Annotated in this window: 17 protein-coding genes; 8 read left to right on the top strand and 9 right to left on the bottom strand. The window is 40.5% G+C overall.

From position 1 onward, the window contains the following. Positions 1-18: 18 nt before the first annotated feature. Entirely contained in the window at positions 19-804 is a 786-nt protein-coding gene (locus M595_RS16545; protein WP_023067502.1) for a 2-phosphosulfolactate phosphatase family protein, read from the bottom strand. 236 nt (positions 805-1,040) lie between these two features. Beyond that, positions 1,041-1,436, bottom strand: a complete 396-nt coding sequence (locus tag M595_RS16540) for a hypothetical protein (protein ID WP_023067500.1) — start codon at positions 1,434-1,436, stop codon at positions 1,041-1,043. A 422-nt stretch (positions 1,437-1,858) separates the two neighbouring features. Here M595_RS16540 and M595_RS16535 point away from each other — a divergent pair, with 422 nt between their 5' ends. The 3 genes from M595_RS16535 to M595_RS16525 all read left to right on the top strand — a co-directional run bounded on the left by M595_RS16535 (position 1,859) and on the right by M595_RS16525 (position 5,422). After that, positions 1,859-3,337, top strand: a complete 1,479-nt coding sequence (locus M595_RS16535; RefSeq protein ID WP_023067525.1) for a CIA30 family protein — start codon at positions 1,859-1,861, stop codon at positions 3,335-3,337. Positions 3,338-3,492: 155 nt separating this feature from the next. After that, entirely contained in the window at positions 3,493-4,398 is a 906-nt protein-coding gene (locus M595_RS16530) for a carbohydrate ABC transporter permease (RefSeq protein WP_040484226.1), read from the top strand. Next, positions 4,379-5,422, top strand: coding sequence for an endonuclease/exonuclease/phosphatase family protein (locus tag M595_RS16525; protein WP_238987089.1), 1,044 nt, complete (start codon positions 4,379-4,381; stop codon positions 5,420-5,422). Before M595_RS16530 ends, M595_RS16525 begins: the two co-directional genes overlap by 20 nt. A gap of 617 nt (positions 5,423-6,039) precedes the next feature. On the opposite strand, the gene mtnB is transcribed toward M595_RS16525, so the two are convergent. The 4 genes from mtnB to M595_RS16500 all read right to left on the bottom strand — a co-directional run bounded on the left by mtnB (position 6,040) and on the right by M595_RS16500 (position 9,430). Continuing rightward, complete coding sequence (gene mtnB / locus M595_RS16515; RefSeq protein ID WP_023067508.1) at positions 6,040-6,663, bottom strand: methylthioribulose 1-phosphate dehydratase; 624 nt, start codon at positions 6,661-6,663, stop codon at positions 6,040-6,042. Between the two features lie 13 nt (positions 6,664-6,676). Further along, on the bottom strand, positions 6,677-7,843 hold the full coding sequence (locus tag M595_RS16510) for a RuBisCO large subunit C-terminal-like domain-containing protein (protein ID WP_023067494.1): 1,167 nt from the start codon (positions 7,841-7,843) through the stop codon (positions 6,677-6,679). A gap of 64 nt (positions 7,844-7,907) precedes the next feature. After that, a complete protein-coding gene (locus tag M595_RS16505) occupies positions 7,908-8,474 on the bottom strand; it encodes a 1,2-dihydroxy-3-keto-5-methylthiopentene dioxygenase (protein WP_023067488.1) in 567 nt (188 codons plus the stop codon). A gap of 44 nt (positions 8,475-8,518) precedes the next feature. Further along, on the bottom strand, positions 8,519-9,430 hold the full coding sequence (locus M595_RS16500) for a FecR family protein (RefSeq protein ID WP_152983588.1): 912 nt from the start codon (positions 9,428-9,430) through the stop codon (positions 8,519-8,521). Positions 9,431-9,591: 161 nt separating this feature from the next. Between M595_RS16500 and nfi the strand changes: the two genes are divergently transcribed. Together nfi and M595_RS16490 are read left to right on the top strand one after the other, a co-directional pair. Next, positions 9,592-10,257 (top strand): deoxyribonuclease V, encoded by a 666-nt coding sequence (gene nfi / locus M595_RS16495; protein WP_023067523.1) that lies wholly within the window; start codon positions 9,592-9,594, stop codon positions 10,255-10,257. Positions 10,258-10,311: 54 nt separating this feature from the next. Then, entirely contained in the window at positions 10,312-10,986 is a 675-nt protein-coding gene (locus tag M595_RS16490) for a TrmH family RNA methyltransferase (protein WP_023067485.1), read from the top strand. A 41-nt stretch (positions 10,987-11,027) separates the two neighbouring features. Here the strand turns inward: M595_RS16490 and M595_RS16485 are convergent, their stop codons facing one another. Both M595_RS16485 and M595_RS16480 read right to left on the bottom strand, forming a co-directional pair. Continuing rightward, complete coding sequence (locus tag M595_RS16485) at positions 11,028-11,828, bottom strand: glycoside hydrolase family 24 protein (RefSeq protein WP_238987088.1); 801 nt, start codon at positions 11,826-11,828, stop codon at positions 11,028-11,030. A gap of 69 nt (positions 11,829-11,897) precedes the next feature. Next, the gene (locus tag M595_RS16480; RefSeq protein ID WP_023067479.1) at positions 11,898-12,557 is read right to left on the bottom strand and encodes an SDR family oxidoreductase; all 660 of its coding nucleotides are present in this window, start codon (positions 12,555-12,557) and stop codon (positions 11,898-11,900) included. A gap of 136 nt (positions 12,558-12,693) precedes the next feature. Between M595_RS16480 and M595_RS16475 the strand changes: the two genes are divergently transcribed. Continuing rightward, positions 12,694-13,422, top strand: coding sequence for a DUF1997 domain-containing protein (locus tag M595_RS16475; RefSeq protein WP_238987087.1), 729 nt, complete (start codon positions 12,694-12,696; stop codon positions 13,420-13,422). A 130-nt stretch (positions 13,423-13,552) separates the two neighbouring features. Here M595_RS16475 and M595_RS16470 read toward each other — a convergent pair whose 3' ends face one another. After that, entirely contained in the window at positions 13,553-14,023 is a 471-nt protein-coding gene (locus M595_RS16470; protein WP_023067489.1) for a DUF4079 domain-containing protein, read from the bottom strand. Positions 14,024-14,223: 200 nt separating this feature from the next. Here M595_RS16470 and M595_RS16465 point away from each other — a divergent pair, with 200 nt between their 5' ends. Together M595_RS16465 and M595_RS16460 are read left to right on the top strand one after the other, a co-directional pair. Continuing rightward, complete coding sequence (locus M595_RS16465; RefSeq protein ID WP_023067504.1) at positions 14,224-15,618, top strand: ankyrin repeat domain-containing protein; 1,395 nt, start codon at positions 14,224-14,226, stop codon at positions 15,616-15,618. A gap of 595 nt (positions 15,619-16,213) precedes the next feature. Continuing rightward, positions 16,214-18,615 (top strand): DUF4347 domain-containing protein (locus M595_RS16460; protein ID WP_023067520.1); only part of this gene is annotated, 2,402 nt, incomplete at its 3' end.

Below are 18,615 nucleotides of genomic sequence, written 5' to 3'. Positions count from 1 at the left end.
TCTATCAACTTTGAATAATCAACTTTGGGTTTTTGAATCGTTCATCCAATATTGCAACTTTTTCGTTTGGAGATCCGACTTTACCAAAACCCCGGGTTCACTTTGAATCGGTAGAACATCTAGGGTATCGGTTTGAGCGCAATATTTCAAGTCATCATAGCATTTTAATCCGACTAAACGTTGACCGTGACTCGCACAGTTCATCAGTTGATAGAGTTGAGATTGCCATTGCAAATACAGTGAAATCGCCCCATAAACTTCATCATTCCCGGCAACATCGGCTAAAGGATAACCCATTTCCGTGACAAAACTCTCGGCAATAGCCCCCGCACAAACGGTATCCTCTAGAGAATAGCTTCCTTGCCAACCTGAACCCACAATCCAAACCGTTTCCGGCTTTTTCGTAATCAAATATTCGACTACAGCCCGTCGATTCACCAAAGCAGAAGTAATCACCACAGGCGCAGTTTGAACCCGTTGTAAAGCCCGAGTTCCGTTGGTAGTCGTCATAAATAACCGTTTTCCCTCGACAATATCAGAGGTGACATTCAGGGGAGAATTGCCCAAGTCGCAGCCTTCAACCTTATTCCCGCCTCGTTCCCCAATTCTTACTCGTTTGTCAGCCGGCCATTTTTCGCTGACTTCCATCAATTCTTGAACATCGCTAAAAACTTGCACCGCTTCAGCCCCGGCGTTGAGTGCAGTGGCGATAGTGGTTGTTGCCCGCAGCACATCGACGACAATGGCGCATTCAGGCATATCCGTGGGGGTAAGTTCGGGAGTGTGATAAACAAACAGCTTCACAATTTCAGACCGTGGTAAGTAGCTTGGCGACTTTATATCTTACACGAATCACTGTATCTAAAATCATAAGACTTTCTGCATCTTTGATAGGTGTCCGTTGGTGACGGTAGCGCTTAGAATCTGTATTTTGGAAAATCCAGACTCAATTTAGATGAAAAATGATTAAAAATTAAGCCACCTTTTCTGTTAAAATTTTGAGCAAAAATTTATCGGTGGCTGTGTTAATTGCTTTGATTTTAACCCTTCAGCGATTGTGGATCAAATGATTTTTGAAACCACCGTTTACGCCAATTGGTTACAGTAACCATTACAATCTCAATCAGACTCAATAGACTGCTTGGATGAACGATTGCCCAAGCATTCATCGCCAAACAAAGGCTACCTAAAGAGAGCAAAATATAGGTGGGCATCATTACGATCCCAACATTAAACCAAGTGTAGACGTGTAATATCATTAACACGGCATAAAAACTCGCAAATCCCACCATTAATCGTAATCTAACGGGAGAATATTTCGCGCCCGTAAAAATGAGAGTTTGCAACGTCGCCAGCACATTAGCCGGAACTAGAAACGCACAAATTGTCCCACAATTCGCACGAGAAAACTCTGCAATTGTATTCAAATCTAGCATTTTGTGGTTCTCGCTGAAAGAGTTTACAGATGTTACTTACAGATATTTAGATTGAGTTCCGACTAAATGAAGTAAACACTTCGGCTTATTTGTCTTTGTTTAAACCACTTGTCCAAATATTGGTTAACATCATCAACATTCCGCCAATAAAAATGACAATCGCTAGTCCACCGACAATCACATTTTCCCAATCTATTGTTTCCATAGGACTCCTGTGAGATCTACACCGATTTACCGTAACACAAATACTTGGAATCTGTGACAGTCTCCTGGCGTAACTCAGTCTCAGGTATGAGAAGGGCGAAGGTTCCCAGAAATGACCATCTTGACTGGATCACCACCGGCCATCTCTCAACCGTCAGTTTGTAACGTATCTTAATATGGAAGACAGTAGAATTAACACAAGAGGCAGGGTAATCCAAATGTCAGAACAAACAAAAGCAAATTGGGATGCAGGACGGCTTTTAAAAACCTTAGGTTACTTTGGTGTGGTTCCCTTTATAGGAAGTATAAGCTGGATTCAGGAGCTATTCGGTAACAAGAAAAACAAACCTAAACCCAAGCCAGAAGTTGTATTAGTTGCAGGCGCGACTGGAGGCGTGGGAAAACGAGTGGTGAAGCGGTTACAGCAACGGGGGATAAATGTTCGGGCGTTAGTTCGAGATGCAAAAAAAGCGAAAACAATTCTCGGAAATACGGTAGAAATGATCGAAGCTGACATTACCATTCCCGAAACATTAACTCCCGCAGTAATGAAAGATGTAACGGCGATTATTTGTTGTACGGGAACCAAAGTTCAACCCGTTGAAGGGGATACTCCCACCCGAGAAAAATACTACCAAGGCATTAAATTTTATATGCCGGAAGTGGTAGATGTACCGGAAAAGGTTGAATATGAAGGAATGCAAAATTTAATCAATGCTGCCTTTCCTTACCTCAAAAATAGTGGTGAAAAACTCATCTTCGATTTTAGCAAACCAACCGAAGATTTAAAAGAAACTTGGGGTGCATTGGATGATGTGGTTATGGGGGGTGTGAGTGAAAGTTCGATTCGCTTAATTGAGAATACGGCTTTATTTACTGGAAATGTTTCAACGGCGAATTCTGGGGGATTTGCTTCGGTACGAACTCGCAATTTTGATCCGCCCCTGAATTTGTCGGGTTATCAAGGAATTGAGATGCGGATTAAAGGAGATGGAAAGCGCTATAAATTTATTCTGCGGAATGATCCCAAATGGGATAGTATTGCTTACTGTTACTCGTTTGATACGGTATATAATATTCCGGTAACGATTCGGATTCCGTTTGATCAATTAATTCCGGTATTTCGGGCAAAAACCGTTAAAGACGGTGATCCCTTTGATCCCAGTACGGTTTATTCTATTCAATTAATGCTGAGTAAATTTGAATATGATAAAGCACTCAATCCTAAGTTTTCCCCCGGAAATTTTCAACTGCAAATTGAAACGATTAAAGCCTATGGGGGTGAAAAATCTCCTCGGTTTATTCAGATTAGTTCAGCCGGAGTCACTCGCCCCGGAAAACCCGGATTAAACCTAGAAGAAGAACCGCCAGCAGTGCGTATGAATGATCAATTAGGGGGAATTTTAACCTGGAAACTCAAAGGAGAAGATGTGATTCGTTCCAGTGGAATTCCTTACACAATTATTCGACCTTGTGCGTTAACAGAAGAAGCGGGAGGTAAAGCATTAACCTTTGAACAAGGGGATACAATCAAAGGTCAGGTCAGTCGAGAGGATATTGCTGAACTTTGTATTCAAGCATTAAATGAATCTCAAGCTTGTAACGTTACGTTTGAGGTCAAAGCCGAACAAAATGGTCAGAAACCGGGGGATTGGATGGGTTTATTTTCGAGTGTTAAACCTGATGATCAACATTAAGTTTCAGTAGAGAGAAGACGAGAGGATAGGACACTAAGACACTTAGAAATTTAGTTTTTTGTGTTTTAGTGTTTTTTCTGGATTCTTTTTAAAGAATATGAATTTACGTTTGTACATTTTTATGTTATAGTTCAAGATTGTTTTTATCGAAATCGATGAAGCTAAAAATAGACCCAAGATTTACGCCATATTTGTTTTTATTTCCCGCCCTGTTTGTTTTGGGCTTAACTGTATTTTGGCCTGCATTACAAGCGTTTTATTTGAGTTTATTTAGTTATGATTTGTTGCAACCTCCGCAATGGATAGGGTTTAAAAACTTTCAACGGTTGTGGAGTGATGAAGTTTTTTGGAAAACGTTACAAAATACATTTATTTATATTATTTTTGTTGTACCAATTTTAGCGATTTTTCCGTTAGGATTGGCGATTTTAGTCAATCAAAAAATTTGGGGAATTCGTTGGTTTAGAACTGCTTATTATGTTCCCGTTGTGATTTCAATGGTTGTAGCGGGATTAGCATGGAAATGGTTATATTCAGAAACAGGTTTACTCAATCAACTCCTCCAATATAGTTTATCTTTTGTTCTCCCGGATTCAAAATTACCCACAATTCCCTGGTTAACCAGTCCCAATTTAGCCTTATTTAGTGTGATGGCGGTCACGATTTGGAAAGGGTTAGGATATTATATGGTTATTTATTTAGCTGGATTACAATCTATTCCCGCAGAATTATATGAAGCAGCGAGTTTAGAGGGGTCTGAGGGTTGGCGAAAACACTGGGATATTACCCTTCCCTTGATGCGTCCTTATATTGTGTTAGTGGCGGTTATTTCGGCGATTTCAGCCACAAAAGTATTTGAAGAAGTCTATATTATGACTCAGGGTGGCCCGCTAAATAGTTCTAAAACAATTGTCTATTATCTCTATGAACAAGCATTTCAAAATTTAGAAATTGGTTATGCTTGTACGATTGGGTTAATTTTGTTTTTAATTGTTCTCGGATTATCGATTTTACGATTATTTTTTACTCAATTTACCTCAAGTGATACTCCAACTTTATAACCATTTCCATGAATTGCCCTTCACAACACTGGTGGATTTAATGACGCTGTTGTTGCTGATTTTTTCCGGTTTTTATATTAGTCTTTTTTCGTTCTATTTATGGGCAAGTTCACCGAGTTATTCCCAAGCAAAATATGCTAAAATTTTAACGTCTGACCTCCCACTGCAACGCAAACCAAAAGAAACCTACACCGTCATTACTTATAATATTGGTTATCTTTCCGGTTTAACGAATAATCACGCAGTCAAACGAAAAAAAGTGTTATTCGATGAAAACTTAGAACTAGCAATTACAGCTTTAAAACCGTTCAATGCTGATTTTATTGCCTTGCAAGAAGTAGATTTTGCTTCTCAACGTTCCTATGATGTTAATCAAGTTCAAGCCTTAGCAACTGCGTTACAGTTTCCGGTACAAGCAACGGCGATTAATTGGGATAATAATTATGTTCCGTTTCCCCTCTTTCCTATTTCTACACATTTTGGTAAAATGTTGTCAGGACAAGCAGTTTTGAGTCGATATCCGATTGAGTTAAATGAACGCATTGTATTAGAACGAGTTGCTAATAAGCCGTTTTATGAAAAGCCGTTTTATTTGGATAGACTCGCCCAGGTTAGCCGGGTTAAAATTGGGAACCATACTCTGATTTTAATTAATGTTCATTTAGAAGCATTTGATCAACCTACTCGCCTAAAACAATCTCGATTTGTCTTAGAACTCTTTCTCAGTTTTGCTGACAAATATCCAGTTCTTTTAATTGGTGAATTTAACAGCGAACCGCCTTCAGAAATGAATCTAGAACCGACTGTTAATCTATTTCTCAATACACCGGGAATTGAGTCTGCTTTTCCCCCAGAAACGCTAAATTATCCCGAAAATGCGACTTATCCTTCTGATAAACCCCGTCAAACTATTGATTATATTTTCTACAATTCAAATCGAATTCAAGCGATAAAATGGCAGGTTATTACAGATGTTATCGCTTCTGATCATTTACCTGTCGTAATGAAATTTAGATTTTGTTAATTGGAGAACGTGTTAATTTAAACACTCTCAACCATTGGCTGGATGTCATGTCAAGCTTAGATAGTGATCAGGTAACCCAAATGGAACCCGAAAAAATTAAAGACGTTTATTCCCTCTTTTTAGGCTTAGATTACTTTAAAAAACTGGGTATGGCAAATAAAATCCTAAATTACTGATCACTGGGGTTTGATTAACTATCTTTTAAGATTTTTTGCTTTTTTTTGCTAAGTAACTTTTGCATTCATTTTCAAAGAGCAAAAAGTATCTTCTTAAGAAACTAAACGCTGTCCAACTTGTTTAAGAATCGCGCTCGCGGGATATACCTTACAATGGTAGTTAACTAAATTAATAGTTGTAATTATTTCAAAAACTGAGGAATTAGACGCTCAATTGCGAGAGTCAGGAATAAACCCGAATAAACTCTAATCAAACATCATTTCTTAGATTTGTCTAAAGAGATAGCCAGATCTCAAACTAGGTGCTACTATATAGACGGCTCACAATCTATTGTTAAATCTTTGACAACAGGGTGAGTAGCATTGAATTCCATTGAGATAGTTGCGCTGCTTTAGTCAGGTTTCAGGGCTAGAGCAGTTTATTTTAGGAGCAAATTGAGATTAGTGGGAAACTCCAACTTGACGCGCTGCCACAATATAACGGAAGATATATTCAGTCAACTCGATATAATTTTCCGCATCAAAGGCCGAATTTGCCCAAACCGTAACCCCATGATTTTTAATCAATAACGCCGGAACATTGGGTTTTGATTGTTGAAAGCGAGTGCTAATTTCTTTTGCTATTTTAGAGACATCTAAATGATTCTTAAATACAGGCATCACCACTTTCGGATGTTCCTCCCAAACCCCCAACCCTTTTAACATTTCTATCGGAGGTAAATTTAAGTGATCGCCTTCGGTAAAGTTCGTCACAAGTTTGGCTTCTACAGAATGAACATGATAACAAGCTTTTGTATCGGGAAACAGCGAATAAACCGCTTGATGAATACTCGTTTCCGCCGATGGACGGTTGCCTAAATTTGGATTTTCCATCACTTCTCCTTGCAGAGAAACGCGCACAAAATCCTCTTCGGTTAACTTACCTTTTTGTTTGCCACTTGCGGTAATCCAAAAACTGCCATCATCGACTCTAGCGGACAAATTTCCGGCAGTTCCCGCCATCCAACCCAGTTGATAAAATTGGCGAGAAGCGGTGATTAAATCTTGACGTGGATCGCTATTCATCTCTGTTTTTCCCTTATTTATTTCCCCATTTTTCCAGCGCTTGACGCAACGCCCCGGTTGGGACTTTTTCTAATTCAAAAGAATCTTGATTTTCACACCGTTCTAACGCTTCAAAAAACGCTTTTACACCCGCCGCAGGATTCTCTGGATGATCCATAATTCCGGTTCCTGCATTTAAAATTACATCATTCCCATAATCTCTTAATGCTTGGGGAACAATACCCGGATGAATTCCCGCAGAAGGCACCGGAAAAACATTTCGCGATCGCAAAATATCTCTAATTCTACCTTCTTCTACCGCATCAAATGGTAAACTTCCATAATGCGCCGGATAAAGCACCGCATCCGCCCCACCATGCGCCATTAATGTTCCTAAAACCACCGAATAAGCTAACCCCGTATCTGCTGAAGCACACATCGCCCCCGCCAAAGCTGGATGAGCAAAAATCGGCACATTAATATCTGGATCTGCGGCTAAAGCTTCCAACACTGAAAACCCATAAGTTAGCACATTTAATAATAGAGCATTTGCCCCATTTTGAACTAAAGTTTTAGCTTTTTTGATTAACTGTTCGGCTGAACCTGTAACATTCACTGCATACAAAACGGTTCGCCCGGTTTCTTGTTTGACTCGTTCTAAAACCGGATAACAAGCTTCTAACCGTTTCAACGTCGGGGCGACATCCAAATCTGCCATAATTTCATCATCTTTAATGATATCCAACCCGGCAAAAGCCACCTGTTCTAAAATATTAGCATGATCAGTTGCTGATAACCCCAAAGCTGGCTTATAAATTGCCATAATTAAGGGGCGATCAAAGACATTCAATAGTTTTCTAATTCCCTTGATTCCAAATTGAGGAAACTTGCCATAATTTTCATCCAAACGCAAGCCGACAACCTTACCCACACCCGCCATTGAATACTTCCCAAAAATCATCGTCAGCAGGCTAGCAATATCATTTTCAACGTTAATTTCCGGAAAGGAAACTGTGGCAATACTGTCCCCATTTTCCTCGGTTTTAATCGCGATCACTTCCCCCAAATGCGATCGCATAATTTCCTCTCGGTGACTAAACCTTGCATCCCAAGTTCCGGCCGTTTGTCCGATAGCAATCACTTTTGCTTGACGTTCAGCATCAACACCCGCAGGAAAGCGATAATCTACTTCTATTGTCATTCTTTATCTTAACATAAAATCAACAAATACTCCTCCAATCTTGGAGAGAAAGGAGGATATTATTTTAACCGATTAATAACGAGTTTTTTTGAGAATCTATGCGAATTTTTGTTTCCGTATATTCAGGAACCCAACCCTCTGTAGTGATAAAGTAACGCACGGCTTTAATGCGTTTTTTATCGGTTAAATGAAACCAATGTTCGCTTCCGGCTGGAACATTAATATATTCTTCAGGTTGAATGGTTAACTCCATTTGTGAACCATCGGGACAAACAAACCCAAAAACCCCTTCCCCTTCAATAATATAACGAACTTCATCATCGGCGTGAGTGTGACAACTTTCAAATTTTGCCATTAATGAATCAAGATTGGGAATATCAGGATGTAACGCAATTAAATCTCGAGATTGATAACCATCCGTTTGTTTTAAATGTTCAAAATAATGATCTAATTCCAGAAGCACTTGTTCTTTTTCTTCGTTATCTAAAGCGGATTGATTTAACAAAGCTTTCAACTCTGGATCTTCTCCAACTTTCCAATAATTTAACCGCACATTCAACGGTTCTAATCGGCGAGAAATTTCCTCAAGTTCAGTGTAAGTTGTTCCGTCTTCTAATTGTAAAATTGCCATCGTTTCTATCTTCCCTTACAAAACACATAAATAATAATTTAGCACTAAGGAACGGCAATGACATAAAATCGTTCTCGTACCGATGGCCCTCGCACTGTCACTTGTAAACGCTGACTCACGGGTAAACGTCCGATAAAGTCAAAATTGCCCTCAGCATCCGTCTGAATTGGTTGGTTATTAATATACACTAAATCCATCGGATCGACTGTTCCTCGTAATTGTACCGTTTCTAAACCCAATCTTGTTAAACTTCTCACCCGCAGTTGAGATATCGGGGGAATATTGTCAATTGGTGTCGGTTTTTCGGCGGAGTTAACGATAGCAACCTGACCCTTTTCTAGTCTGACTTCTTCCCCAGCGTTGACAACTCCAACTGTTCCTTCAATGGTGTGAATTGCTGTTTTTCCATCGGGGGAAACATTGACACCAAAAGTTGTTCCTCGAACTCCGATAATTGTCGTTGGTGTTTCGATTCTAAAGGGAGAATTAGTCACTGAAGTTTGACGTTGATTTTCAGGAATTGTTTCACTCCAAAAAGGCGAACTGACAAACCGAGAAACAGATAATCTGACTTGTCCTGCTGTTACCGATAAAACTGTGATTTGATTGGGATTAATTCCCACTTCTCCCGCAAGCGTTTTAACTTCAACGGTTGTATTTTCGGCAACTTCAACCAACCCTATATAACTATCGACTCGTAAATTAACAACAGTATTTTGACCTGTATTAATTTGATCACCCACTTTTAAAATCTCTCCAACTTGGGCAGATTTTCCGTTCAGGGTAACAGATTCTCCGTGAATTTCTTCTATCGTTAATCCACGAGTTTCTAAGCGTTGAACGGTTTCTGTTATCAGATTAGCAAAAGCGACATCTAACCTAAATAAAGGAATACACAACGCCAATATTCCCCCGGTTAACAGCCTCAGTTTGTTTTGATAAAATAAATTCATCATTAACTCTCAACACAATGCTTTAAAATATTATAAACCAGGGTGACAGTTTGCCAAAATATTTGTCATTTTGAATGGAGTGAAGAATCTATCAGACCCTTCGTTTTACTCAAGGTAATCAAAAAAAGTACAATATGAGTTGAAAAACACTTGAGAATGAAAAAATGAAGATTCAACATCCTCAAACTTGGCCAGAAACCGCAGAAGAAGCAATCCCTATTCAAGAACAATTAAAATCTCTGGTTGTGACAACCGATCAACTCGAATCGATTCAATATGTCGCCGGAGTTGATGTCGGATTTTTAGACAATTATACCATTTCTCAGGCGGCTGTAGCGGTGTTGAGTTTTCCCGATTTACAACTGCAAGAACAAGCGATTTCTCAACGTCAGACGACCTTTCCTTATATTCCCGGTTTTTTATCCTTTCGGGAAGTTCCAGTGATTTTAGAGGCATTAGAAAAACTCACGATAATTCCTGATATAATCATCTGTGATGGTCAAGGAATTGCTCATCCTCAACGTTTTGGTTTAGCTTGTCATTTAGGAGTATTAATTGATCTTCCCACAATTGGCGCAGCCAAATCAAGATTTATCGGCACCCATCAAGAATTAGCCGCAGAAAAGGGCAGTTGGAAGCCTTTAATTGATGGCGGAGAAGTGATCGGGGCTGTAGTGCGATCGCGAACCCATGTGAAGCCATTGTATGTCTCTCCTGGTCATCGAATTAGCTTAGAAACGGCGATTAATTTGGTCTTACAATGTACATCAAAATATCGTTTACCCGAAACGACTCGTTGGGCGGATTATTTAGCTTCAAAATCAGACTAGAAAAGTCTAATCTCAGCTTTTATAATTAAGACAAATACTATTCTTTTTGCTCAGATGTCAATTCAAGAAAAACAAGATTTAATTACCCATTTAAGTCAGTTTGTCACCGAGACACGTCACCAAAAAATTGAGACTGTTGTACAGCAGCGAACCCGACAATTGACTGTGATTTTAGAAGATATTTATCAGCCTCACAATGCCAGTGCGTGTTTGAGAAACTGTGATAGTTTTGGAGTTCAGGATGTTCATATTATTGAAAACCGGAATGATTTTGATCTCAACCGCGAGGTGAGTTTAGGTTCACATCGATGGTTAACGATATCTCGCTACAATGAACCCAAGATTAACAATACCAAAATCTGTTTAGAAAAACTGAAAAGTCAGGGCTATAAAATTGTTGCGACAACACCTCACGAAGAAGAAATAACTATCGAACAGATATCAGTCGAAGAAAAGTTAGGGTTAATGTTTGGAACCGAGTTAAATGGTTTATCCGATGATGCTGTGTCCCAAGCCGATTATTTAGTCAGAATTCCGATGGTTGGATTTAGTGAAAGTTTTAATATTTCCGTGAGTGTAGCCCTGTGTTTGTATGAAATCACGACAAAATTGAGAGCATCCAATCTAGATTGGAAACTCAGTGAATTAGAGCAAGCCGAAATTCAGCTTCAGTGGTTGCGTCAATCCATTCGAGGAGGTCAATTTATTGATAATCAGTTTATCAATTAACCTCCGGTTATTGAGAGAGATTGACGGGAACTGACTGCAAATCAATCTAATTTTGAAGACGAAGAAGAATAGGGATTTGACTCCGGCGGAGCATTAACAGCATCCAATTCTCGCTGCAAAATTTCCTCATAAATTTTAGGTAAATAGGGAGTCATCACATTATCTTCAATCCCATAACCCAAACTGGTCCAAGTATCGGAGAGAGAACGTAAGACCTCACTGAGTTGACCCTCTCGCAAATCTTGAGCAATATCCATCTCCCAAAATTCAACATCGGTTAACCAACGGTAAATCACAATATCTTGATATTGAGCGTCAAAATTGTAAGATTGACGAAACCAAGACTGATTCGGTTCAGGATGATAGTGACCGGCGATTCGTTCCCAAGTGTTAGTCAGGAGTTGATAGCGACCTGCGGCCGTTGTACAGCGTCCTTTGTTCGGGCCGGCAACAATGGTTACACAACGGTCAGGATGATGACTCAGATCAGAAATATGACGCCCACCGTAGAGGACATGATAGGGCTTAGAGGAATTGGACTCACTGGCGGAGATCGTTCGCATCAAGGCACGCACAAAGGGATCACCGCCTTCCATGACCAAAGGCGGCCACCTGCGATCAATATCTCGATTGATTTCTTCGAGAACAATATCAAGCTGATCCCCTACATATTCGTCTAACTGAGCTTCCGGCCAATAAACGACAATTCCCGCCAAGACCAGACTCATCAAAATCAAGCGTTGGAAAACACGACCTCGGCCGACCGTCCGTCTTTGACGACGTTCTCTCAAAGCTAGGGCTGTCCTCTTTTGGGAAGCAGACGAAAAATTTTGAGGGTTCATAGGAGTTCCCGACGGAAGATTCTGCGGTTGAACTCGGTTTTTTGTTCTTCTTGTTCGACTCATGAAGTTTTAAACGACACTAGCGAACAACTGCTCAAAAGAAGGTTGAGTTCCTTCCGGCTTGGCAATAATCTCAACAATTTTATTACGAGCCGTCGGGATAGACAACGCTTCAACACAAACCTCAGCCACCTTAGTCCGGGGAATACTCCCGTCAAACAGGGTATCGGCGGACTTCATCACAATCGCATCTTCGTTGTCTTCGTTCTTAAGACCCCCCGGACGAACAATGGTGTAGGTTAAACCACTTTGACGGATGTAGTCTTCAGCTTGCTTTTTCCAAACCAGAATCAACCAGAATAGATTAAGCGGGTGAAACAACTGCGAGACACACAACGAAGAAACCAAAACAAAATGTTCTATGCCCTGTTGTTTGGCCACGTCTACGAGATTTCTCGTACCTTCATAATCTATTTTATACGGCCCGGTCGGATCAAAGCTCGGGCTAGCTCCTGTGGCACACAATAACACCGTACTGTCTGCGATCGCCGCTTTTAAACTTTGAGGCTGAAGAACGTCTCCTGTAACCAATTCAGCCTCACTCGGAAGAATTTTTTGAGCCGTTTCTAGGTCACGAACTAAGGCTCGCACGGGAACATTTTGTTCCACCAGTTGTCTGACAATTCGGCGACCTGTTTGACCTGTTGCACCCGCTACAAATGCTTTCATCATTCGTTATCCTGTTCGGTAGATGAATATGCTGAGTATAGAAGTTAAACTGTATCAGGGTCAATTTCAAAAGTTCAGTATATTCATAGTAGCGATCAGACGTTAACAAGAGGCATCCTAGAGTTAGGCAGATTAAATGGCAGGAGAACCCACAATGCACCAAAATTCGATTAACCTACAATCTCACGCGATCTCTGAGGAATTTTTGAGTTTTCCTCAAGCTGAACACTCTGACAGAGTAGGATTAGAGCAAGTTGAACCGACATGGTTTTACACCCGCTTTGAAGATTGTATGGAAATGTATGCCGACCCAGACACGGTTGCGGAATATCTCAGCAATCATCGGGGTTGGTTTTGTCGCTGTGCGGAACCCATGCAAACTCAGCCCATCGGAGAGAATGCTTATGATTTACTCATTGGTCGTTTTGGCTCCTTTGGCTATCAGGTTGAGGCTCGGATTGGTTTAGAGTTACTTCCTCCTGATGAACAGGGAATCTATCGGATTCGCAGTGTTCCCGTTCCGGGCTATACTCCTCCAGGATATGAAATTGATTTTCAAGCCACAATGAAATTAGTGGAATTGCCGATTGATGAATTTTGTCGAGAACAGAAAATTAAGCCGAATCAACGTCCATCCGCAATTACTGGGGCGCAATGGACGCTAGATTTGTATGTTGGGGTGAAGTTTCCCAAATTTGTTCGAGCAATGTCTGAGTCGATTATTCAAAAAACAGGCGATGGAGTTCTTGCTCAAGTTGTTAAGCAGGTTTCCCGACGCTTAAGTTACAAAACCCAGATGGATTTTCATACAACTGAGAATATTCCCTTTCTAACTCAAGGAAAGCGTAAAAAAGGCGTAGGTTGAGAGCAAGTGACAATCACACAGAAGAAGGCAAAAGGTAAAAGGCTCTTGAAACGTAGATTGTTCTTCGGTGTTCCTTTCCCTCTTTGCCTCTTACTGAAGATTCGCCGCAGTTTCAGTCAAAAATCAAAGTCTACATTTTGCTGATAATCCGTTGCAGAATTTCAATTCCAGTTAGAGCCTGCCAGCTAAATAAAGCAAGTAAGGTGACATTGAGAGCAATATGAGTATATCTAGCCCAATCAAATCCTTTTTGCATCCAGGGCGTGAGAGAGGCTGAAATGGCAATCATACCTGTCATTCCTAGCCCTGCGAGTAGATGAGGGCCGACGAATAATTTCTGATTGTTGATATAGGTAACTGCCATTCCTCCAATCGTACCGGACACCATGAATGCTAGCAACAGAGAGCCAGCCTGATGGTGTTTGAGATTAAATTTACCTTTGATTAATTCTTTTTTGACCTCACCTTCGGCACTGCGGGTGCGGCGAATTTGAATCCCCAGATACAGCGCATAAACGGTCAGGGCGAGCAAAATAAACATTAAAACGGGATGAAAAAAGTTAAGCCAAGGTTTGACAGACTCGGGAATGGGTAACTCCATAGTGTTATCTGGTTGGGTTAAGAAACTTCATAAAAGTTAGCATAACAGTCTTTGCCGTGACCAGTCACCAGTGTTAAGGGGATTGACGGTTTTTGAGGGTTCCTGGGAATATGCAAGGTGTATATTAAATTGCGTAACTCTCCTTTTAGGGGAGTATTTGTGCAGTCGGTCTTTAACGACGAGTGGGATGAGAGACATTCATGGGTTCTACAACACAAGACAGTACATTAATTCGAGCCGTTAAGACGGGAAACCTGATTCATACTCGCGCCTTACTCGCCAAAGGGGTCAACGCCAATGCTAAAGATCAAGATGGTGTTACGGTTTTGATGCTTGCGGCTCGTCAGGGTTATACCAATATCGTACAGATTTTATTAGACAAAGGAGCATCTGTTAACTACACCAGCAAACGCTATGGCTTAACGGCTTTGATGTTGGCTGTTGCTCATGGCAAACTCGACACTATGGAGTTATTGTTAGCTCGTGGGGCGAATGTCAATGGGACGAACCCGACGGGAAGTACAGCGTTGATGGTGGCTTGCTTAAAGGGAAATGTAAACGTGATCCAGTTGCTCTTAAATGCCGGTGCTGATGTTCATCTGCGGGATCATCAACACCAAACAGCTTTTTCTCTGGCGTTATCAGGCCAACATTGGCAGGGAATTAAAGCTTTACTCGAAAGCAGACTCGGGAGTCCAGAATTTATTTCTGCTGTGTTAACCGAAGCGATACAGCAACAAAATCTGCAACTCATTCAAATAATCGCCAGTGTCGGGATTGATCTGAACCTCCCGAACGATCGCGGTGAAACTCCCCTGATGCAAGCCGTAGACTTGAATCATCTCGAAATTGTCAAAACTTTAATTCAGTTGGGTGCAGAGGTCAACACCAGTACAGACGAGGGATTTACAGCGCTGATGGCTGCCGCTGCTTCGGGAAATGTGGCGATCGCTTCTCAACTTTTAGATGCGGGTGCTGATGTTGCAGCTTGCGATCAAGATGGAGAAACGGCTTTACATTTAGCAGTAGTCGAAGAATATGCCCCGATGGTTGAGCTTCTCGTGAGTCGAGGAGCGGATATGACGGTTGCCAATAAACTCGGGGATACGCCTGTGATGGTGGCGTTATTACAGGGTTATCGCTCCATTTGTGGTTCTCTTTTACAGCGGCTTTCCCCTGAAAATCTCTCCCCTCTCCTGACGACTAAAATTTTAGGGGAAACTGCTCTGACCCTGGCGACGCTGCACAATGATCTCGATACAGTGAAGGTGTTATTAAAGGCGGGTGCGGATGTGAATGTTCCGGCTGAGGGGGGAAAAACAGCGTTGATGAAAGCAGCAGAACGCGGATATACTCAAGTTTTGCAGGAGTTTGTGGCTTCAGGAGCGCAGGTTAACCAGCAAGATGAGGTGGGAGCAACGGCGTTGATGTGGGCGGCTCACCGAGGGCATTTAGAGGCTGTACAGGCTTTAATTGAGGCGGGTGCTGAGGTCAATCTGAAAAATCAAGGTGGATGTACGGCTTTGATGTTGGCAGAATTTCAAGGTGATAAAGCGATCGCCAAACTGCTCAGAAAGGCAAAGGCTATAGACTAATTTTTATTGTTTTAAAGGTGAATTACGGGGAGATATGCGGATTTTTGCGGAAACATTCGTTTTAAATAAACATACAAAATCCGTAAATCTTCTGAGGACATTTATCCCCGGTATCGGTTATTAATAGAGATAGGACTCAAAAAGACAACCTAAACTGAATTTAGGTGTTGACGATGCACTCAATCGGTAGATCATTGAGTCGTGTAGGCTTGACACTTTCTAATCGTGGCTGGCTGAAAGTGTCAACCTACTTATTTCTTAATTACTGCTCAGGGTGATCAAACTTTAGAACTTAATTTTCAGGGTTTCCAAGGGTGTATCTACCTTCAATTTTACTCTTGGAGACTTTTGAATGATGATCATTTGCTCTAAATTAAATTGCAAACCAAAGTAGATATTCTGTCTATCTCTACAAACTTACGTTTAGAAATGAGGTTTATCTAACCTTACTATTTACTGCTCTTTATCTAGAGTGGAATAGGCTTATTTGTATTTTTTTGTAAGACGATAAATATAAACAATGGCTAAATTTTTAGCCTGAATTGATCACTCCAGGGACGTATCTACCAATACAAACCCTCTTGGAGTATCAACAATGTTCCCTTCATTTTGTGTTGATAAAGTTGCCGATAACTGTGACAATTTTCAGTCTGCAACACTGGTTTTTATCGATGCTAGCTTAGATTCTTATCACGACTTAGTAGCTGGAGTCAATAAAAATGCAACTGTTATTATTCTCGACTCTCAGGAAGACGGTATTCTGCAAATTACTGAAACACTAAAAACCCATCAAATTCAGTATCAGACAGAAATTGATGCTATACATATTCTATCTCACGGTTATCCCGGTTGCTTATTACTCGGTAACACCGAACTCAAACTTGAAACTATTACTCGGTATCAAAATCAGTTAAAAGATTGGCAAATTTATCTGTCTAAAACCGCCAATATTCTACTTTACGGATGTCAAGTTGCAGCAGGTATAGGTTCAGTATTTGTTCAAAAAATCAGCCAACTGACTGGCGTTAATATTGCCGCATCAACAGATATTGTTGGAAATAATCTACAGGGCGGAAGCTGGAATTTAGACTATAAAACCGGAGAAATTCACGCAAATTTACCAATTAATCCTCAGAATTTAATTGCTTACGAGGGAATTTTATTAGCCGCAGTTTTAACTGTTAGCAATACGAATAATAGTGGAGTAGGTTCATTAAGGGAAGCAATTTCTCTCGCTCAACCTGGAGATTTTATTCAGTTTGACTCTAGTTTAGCTAACCAAAAAATTACCTTAACCAGTGGTGAATTAGAAATCAATAAAAATCTTATCATTGATGGTGGAAATGCTACAGGTTTAACTCTAAGTGGAAATAATACCTCCCGAGTTTTTCATCAACAGCCTGACACCACATTTACCCTGAAAAATATCAAAATCGCTGATGGTTATGCAAATGACCCGAACGAACTTTTAGGAGATAGAGGCGGTGGTATTTTTGCAGAAAAACGGACAAATATTACCATTGAAAATGTTGAATTTGAAAATAATACAGCCGGAGAAGGCGGTGCGTTAACCGTTTATCACTTTAGCAAAGCTGTTGTTATAAATAGTCGCTTTATTAATAATGACGGAACTCTCAGTTTAAGTGAACAGGGAGCAGGAGCTATTCATGTTCGAGATGTAGAACTAATTGTAGAAGACAGTATTTTTGAGAACAATAAAGGCATTAATGGCGGTGGAATTAACAGTTTAGCCAGTTGGTTAACCGTCAAAAATTCTCAATTTATTAATAATGATACTACAGCAGGAGGGCCGATTGGCCCCAACACAATGGGTTATGGAGGAGCAATTTATACTGATGGTTTAAAAGTTACCTATCCAGACGGAACTCAAACAGGGGGTACGGCTTTAATTCAAAATAGTTATTTTCAGGGAAATATTGGCGCAGGAAGTGGTGGCGGTGCATTTTTATTTGGTTATGATAATGACGAAATTTTGATTGAAAATAGTCGTTTCTCTCAAAATACTGTGATCGCCGATAGTCGAGGAATAGGTAATGGTGGTGGACTCAGAACAGGAAATGTTGCTTTAGCCACAATTAAAAATACCACCTTTGATAACAATTTAGCCATTAGTGGAGGTGGTGTTTGGATTGATGTTAGATCAACTCAATCTAACATTATTAATAGCACATTTTCAGGAAACAAAGCCGAACATCCGACGGGAGAGGCTTATGGAGGTGCAATGACTATTCAGTCTCCTACTAATATTACTAACACCACTATTGTTAATAATACATCACAAGGAATAGGCGGCGGAATTTTTAGTTGGGACCCGGATAATCTTATTCCAATTACCGTTAGTAATACGATTTTTGTGGATAATTTTGCTAACGGTAATGACTTTACTCATCATAGCAGTCGTCAACTCATTGATGGTGGAAATAACTTACAATTTCCAGGGTTAACAACTCATCCAAAATCAGAATTTGTCACACCAAATATTATAGTTTCTGACCCTCAATTAGGTGCATTACAAGAAATTAATGGAATATGGGTTCATCCTTTACTCGCTGGAAGTTCAGCAATTGACGGGGGAACAAATACAAATGCACCAACCACAGACCAACTCGGTCAAACTCGTCCGTTAGATGGAGATAATAACGGTGTAGCAACCGTTGATATTGGGTCTTATGAATATCTGTTTCCCACTCCCGAAATAGAAGTTATTCAAAATGCGACTAATATAATAGATAACAGTTCTTTTGACTTCGGAACTTCGACGGTTGGAAGCGTAGTTAGCAAAACCTTCACTATCGAAAATAACGGAACTGCTGACTTAACTCTTTCGGAGTTAACGCTTCCCACCGGGTTAACTTTAGCGGGAACTTTCCCAACCGTTATTGCTGCGGGTTCTCAAGGAACTTTTGATGTTCAACTTGATACAAATACCGCAAATACTTTTAACGGAGAACTTTCATTTACAACCAACGACACGGA

The sequence above is a fragment of the Lyngbya aestuarii BL J genome (assembly GCF_000478195.2).
In the GTDB taxonomy this organism is placed as follows: domain Bacteria; phylum Cyanobacteriota; class Cyanobacteriia; order Cyanobacteriales; family Microcoleaceae; genus Capilliphycus; species Capilliphycus aestuarii.
Note: the sequence above shows the minus strand (reverse complement) of the source record. Positions and strands in the feature narration are given on the sequence as shown.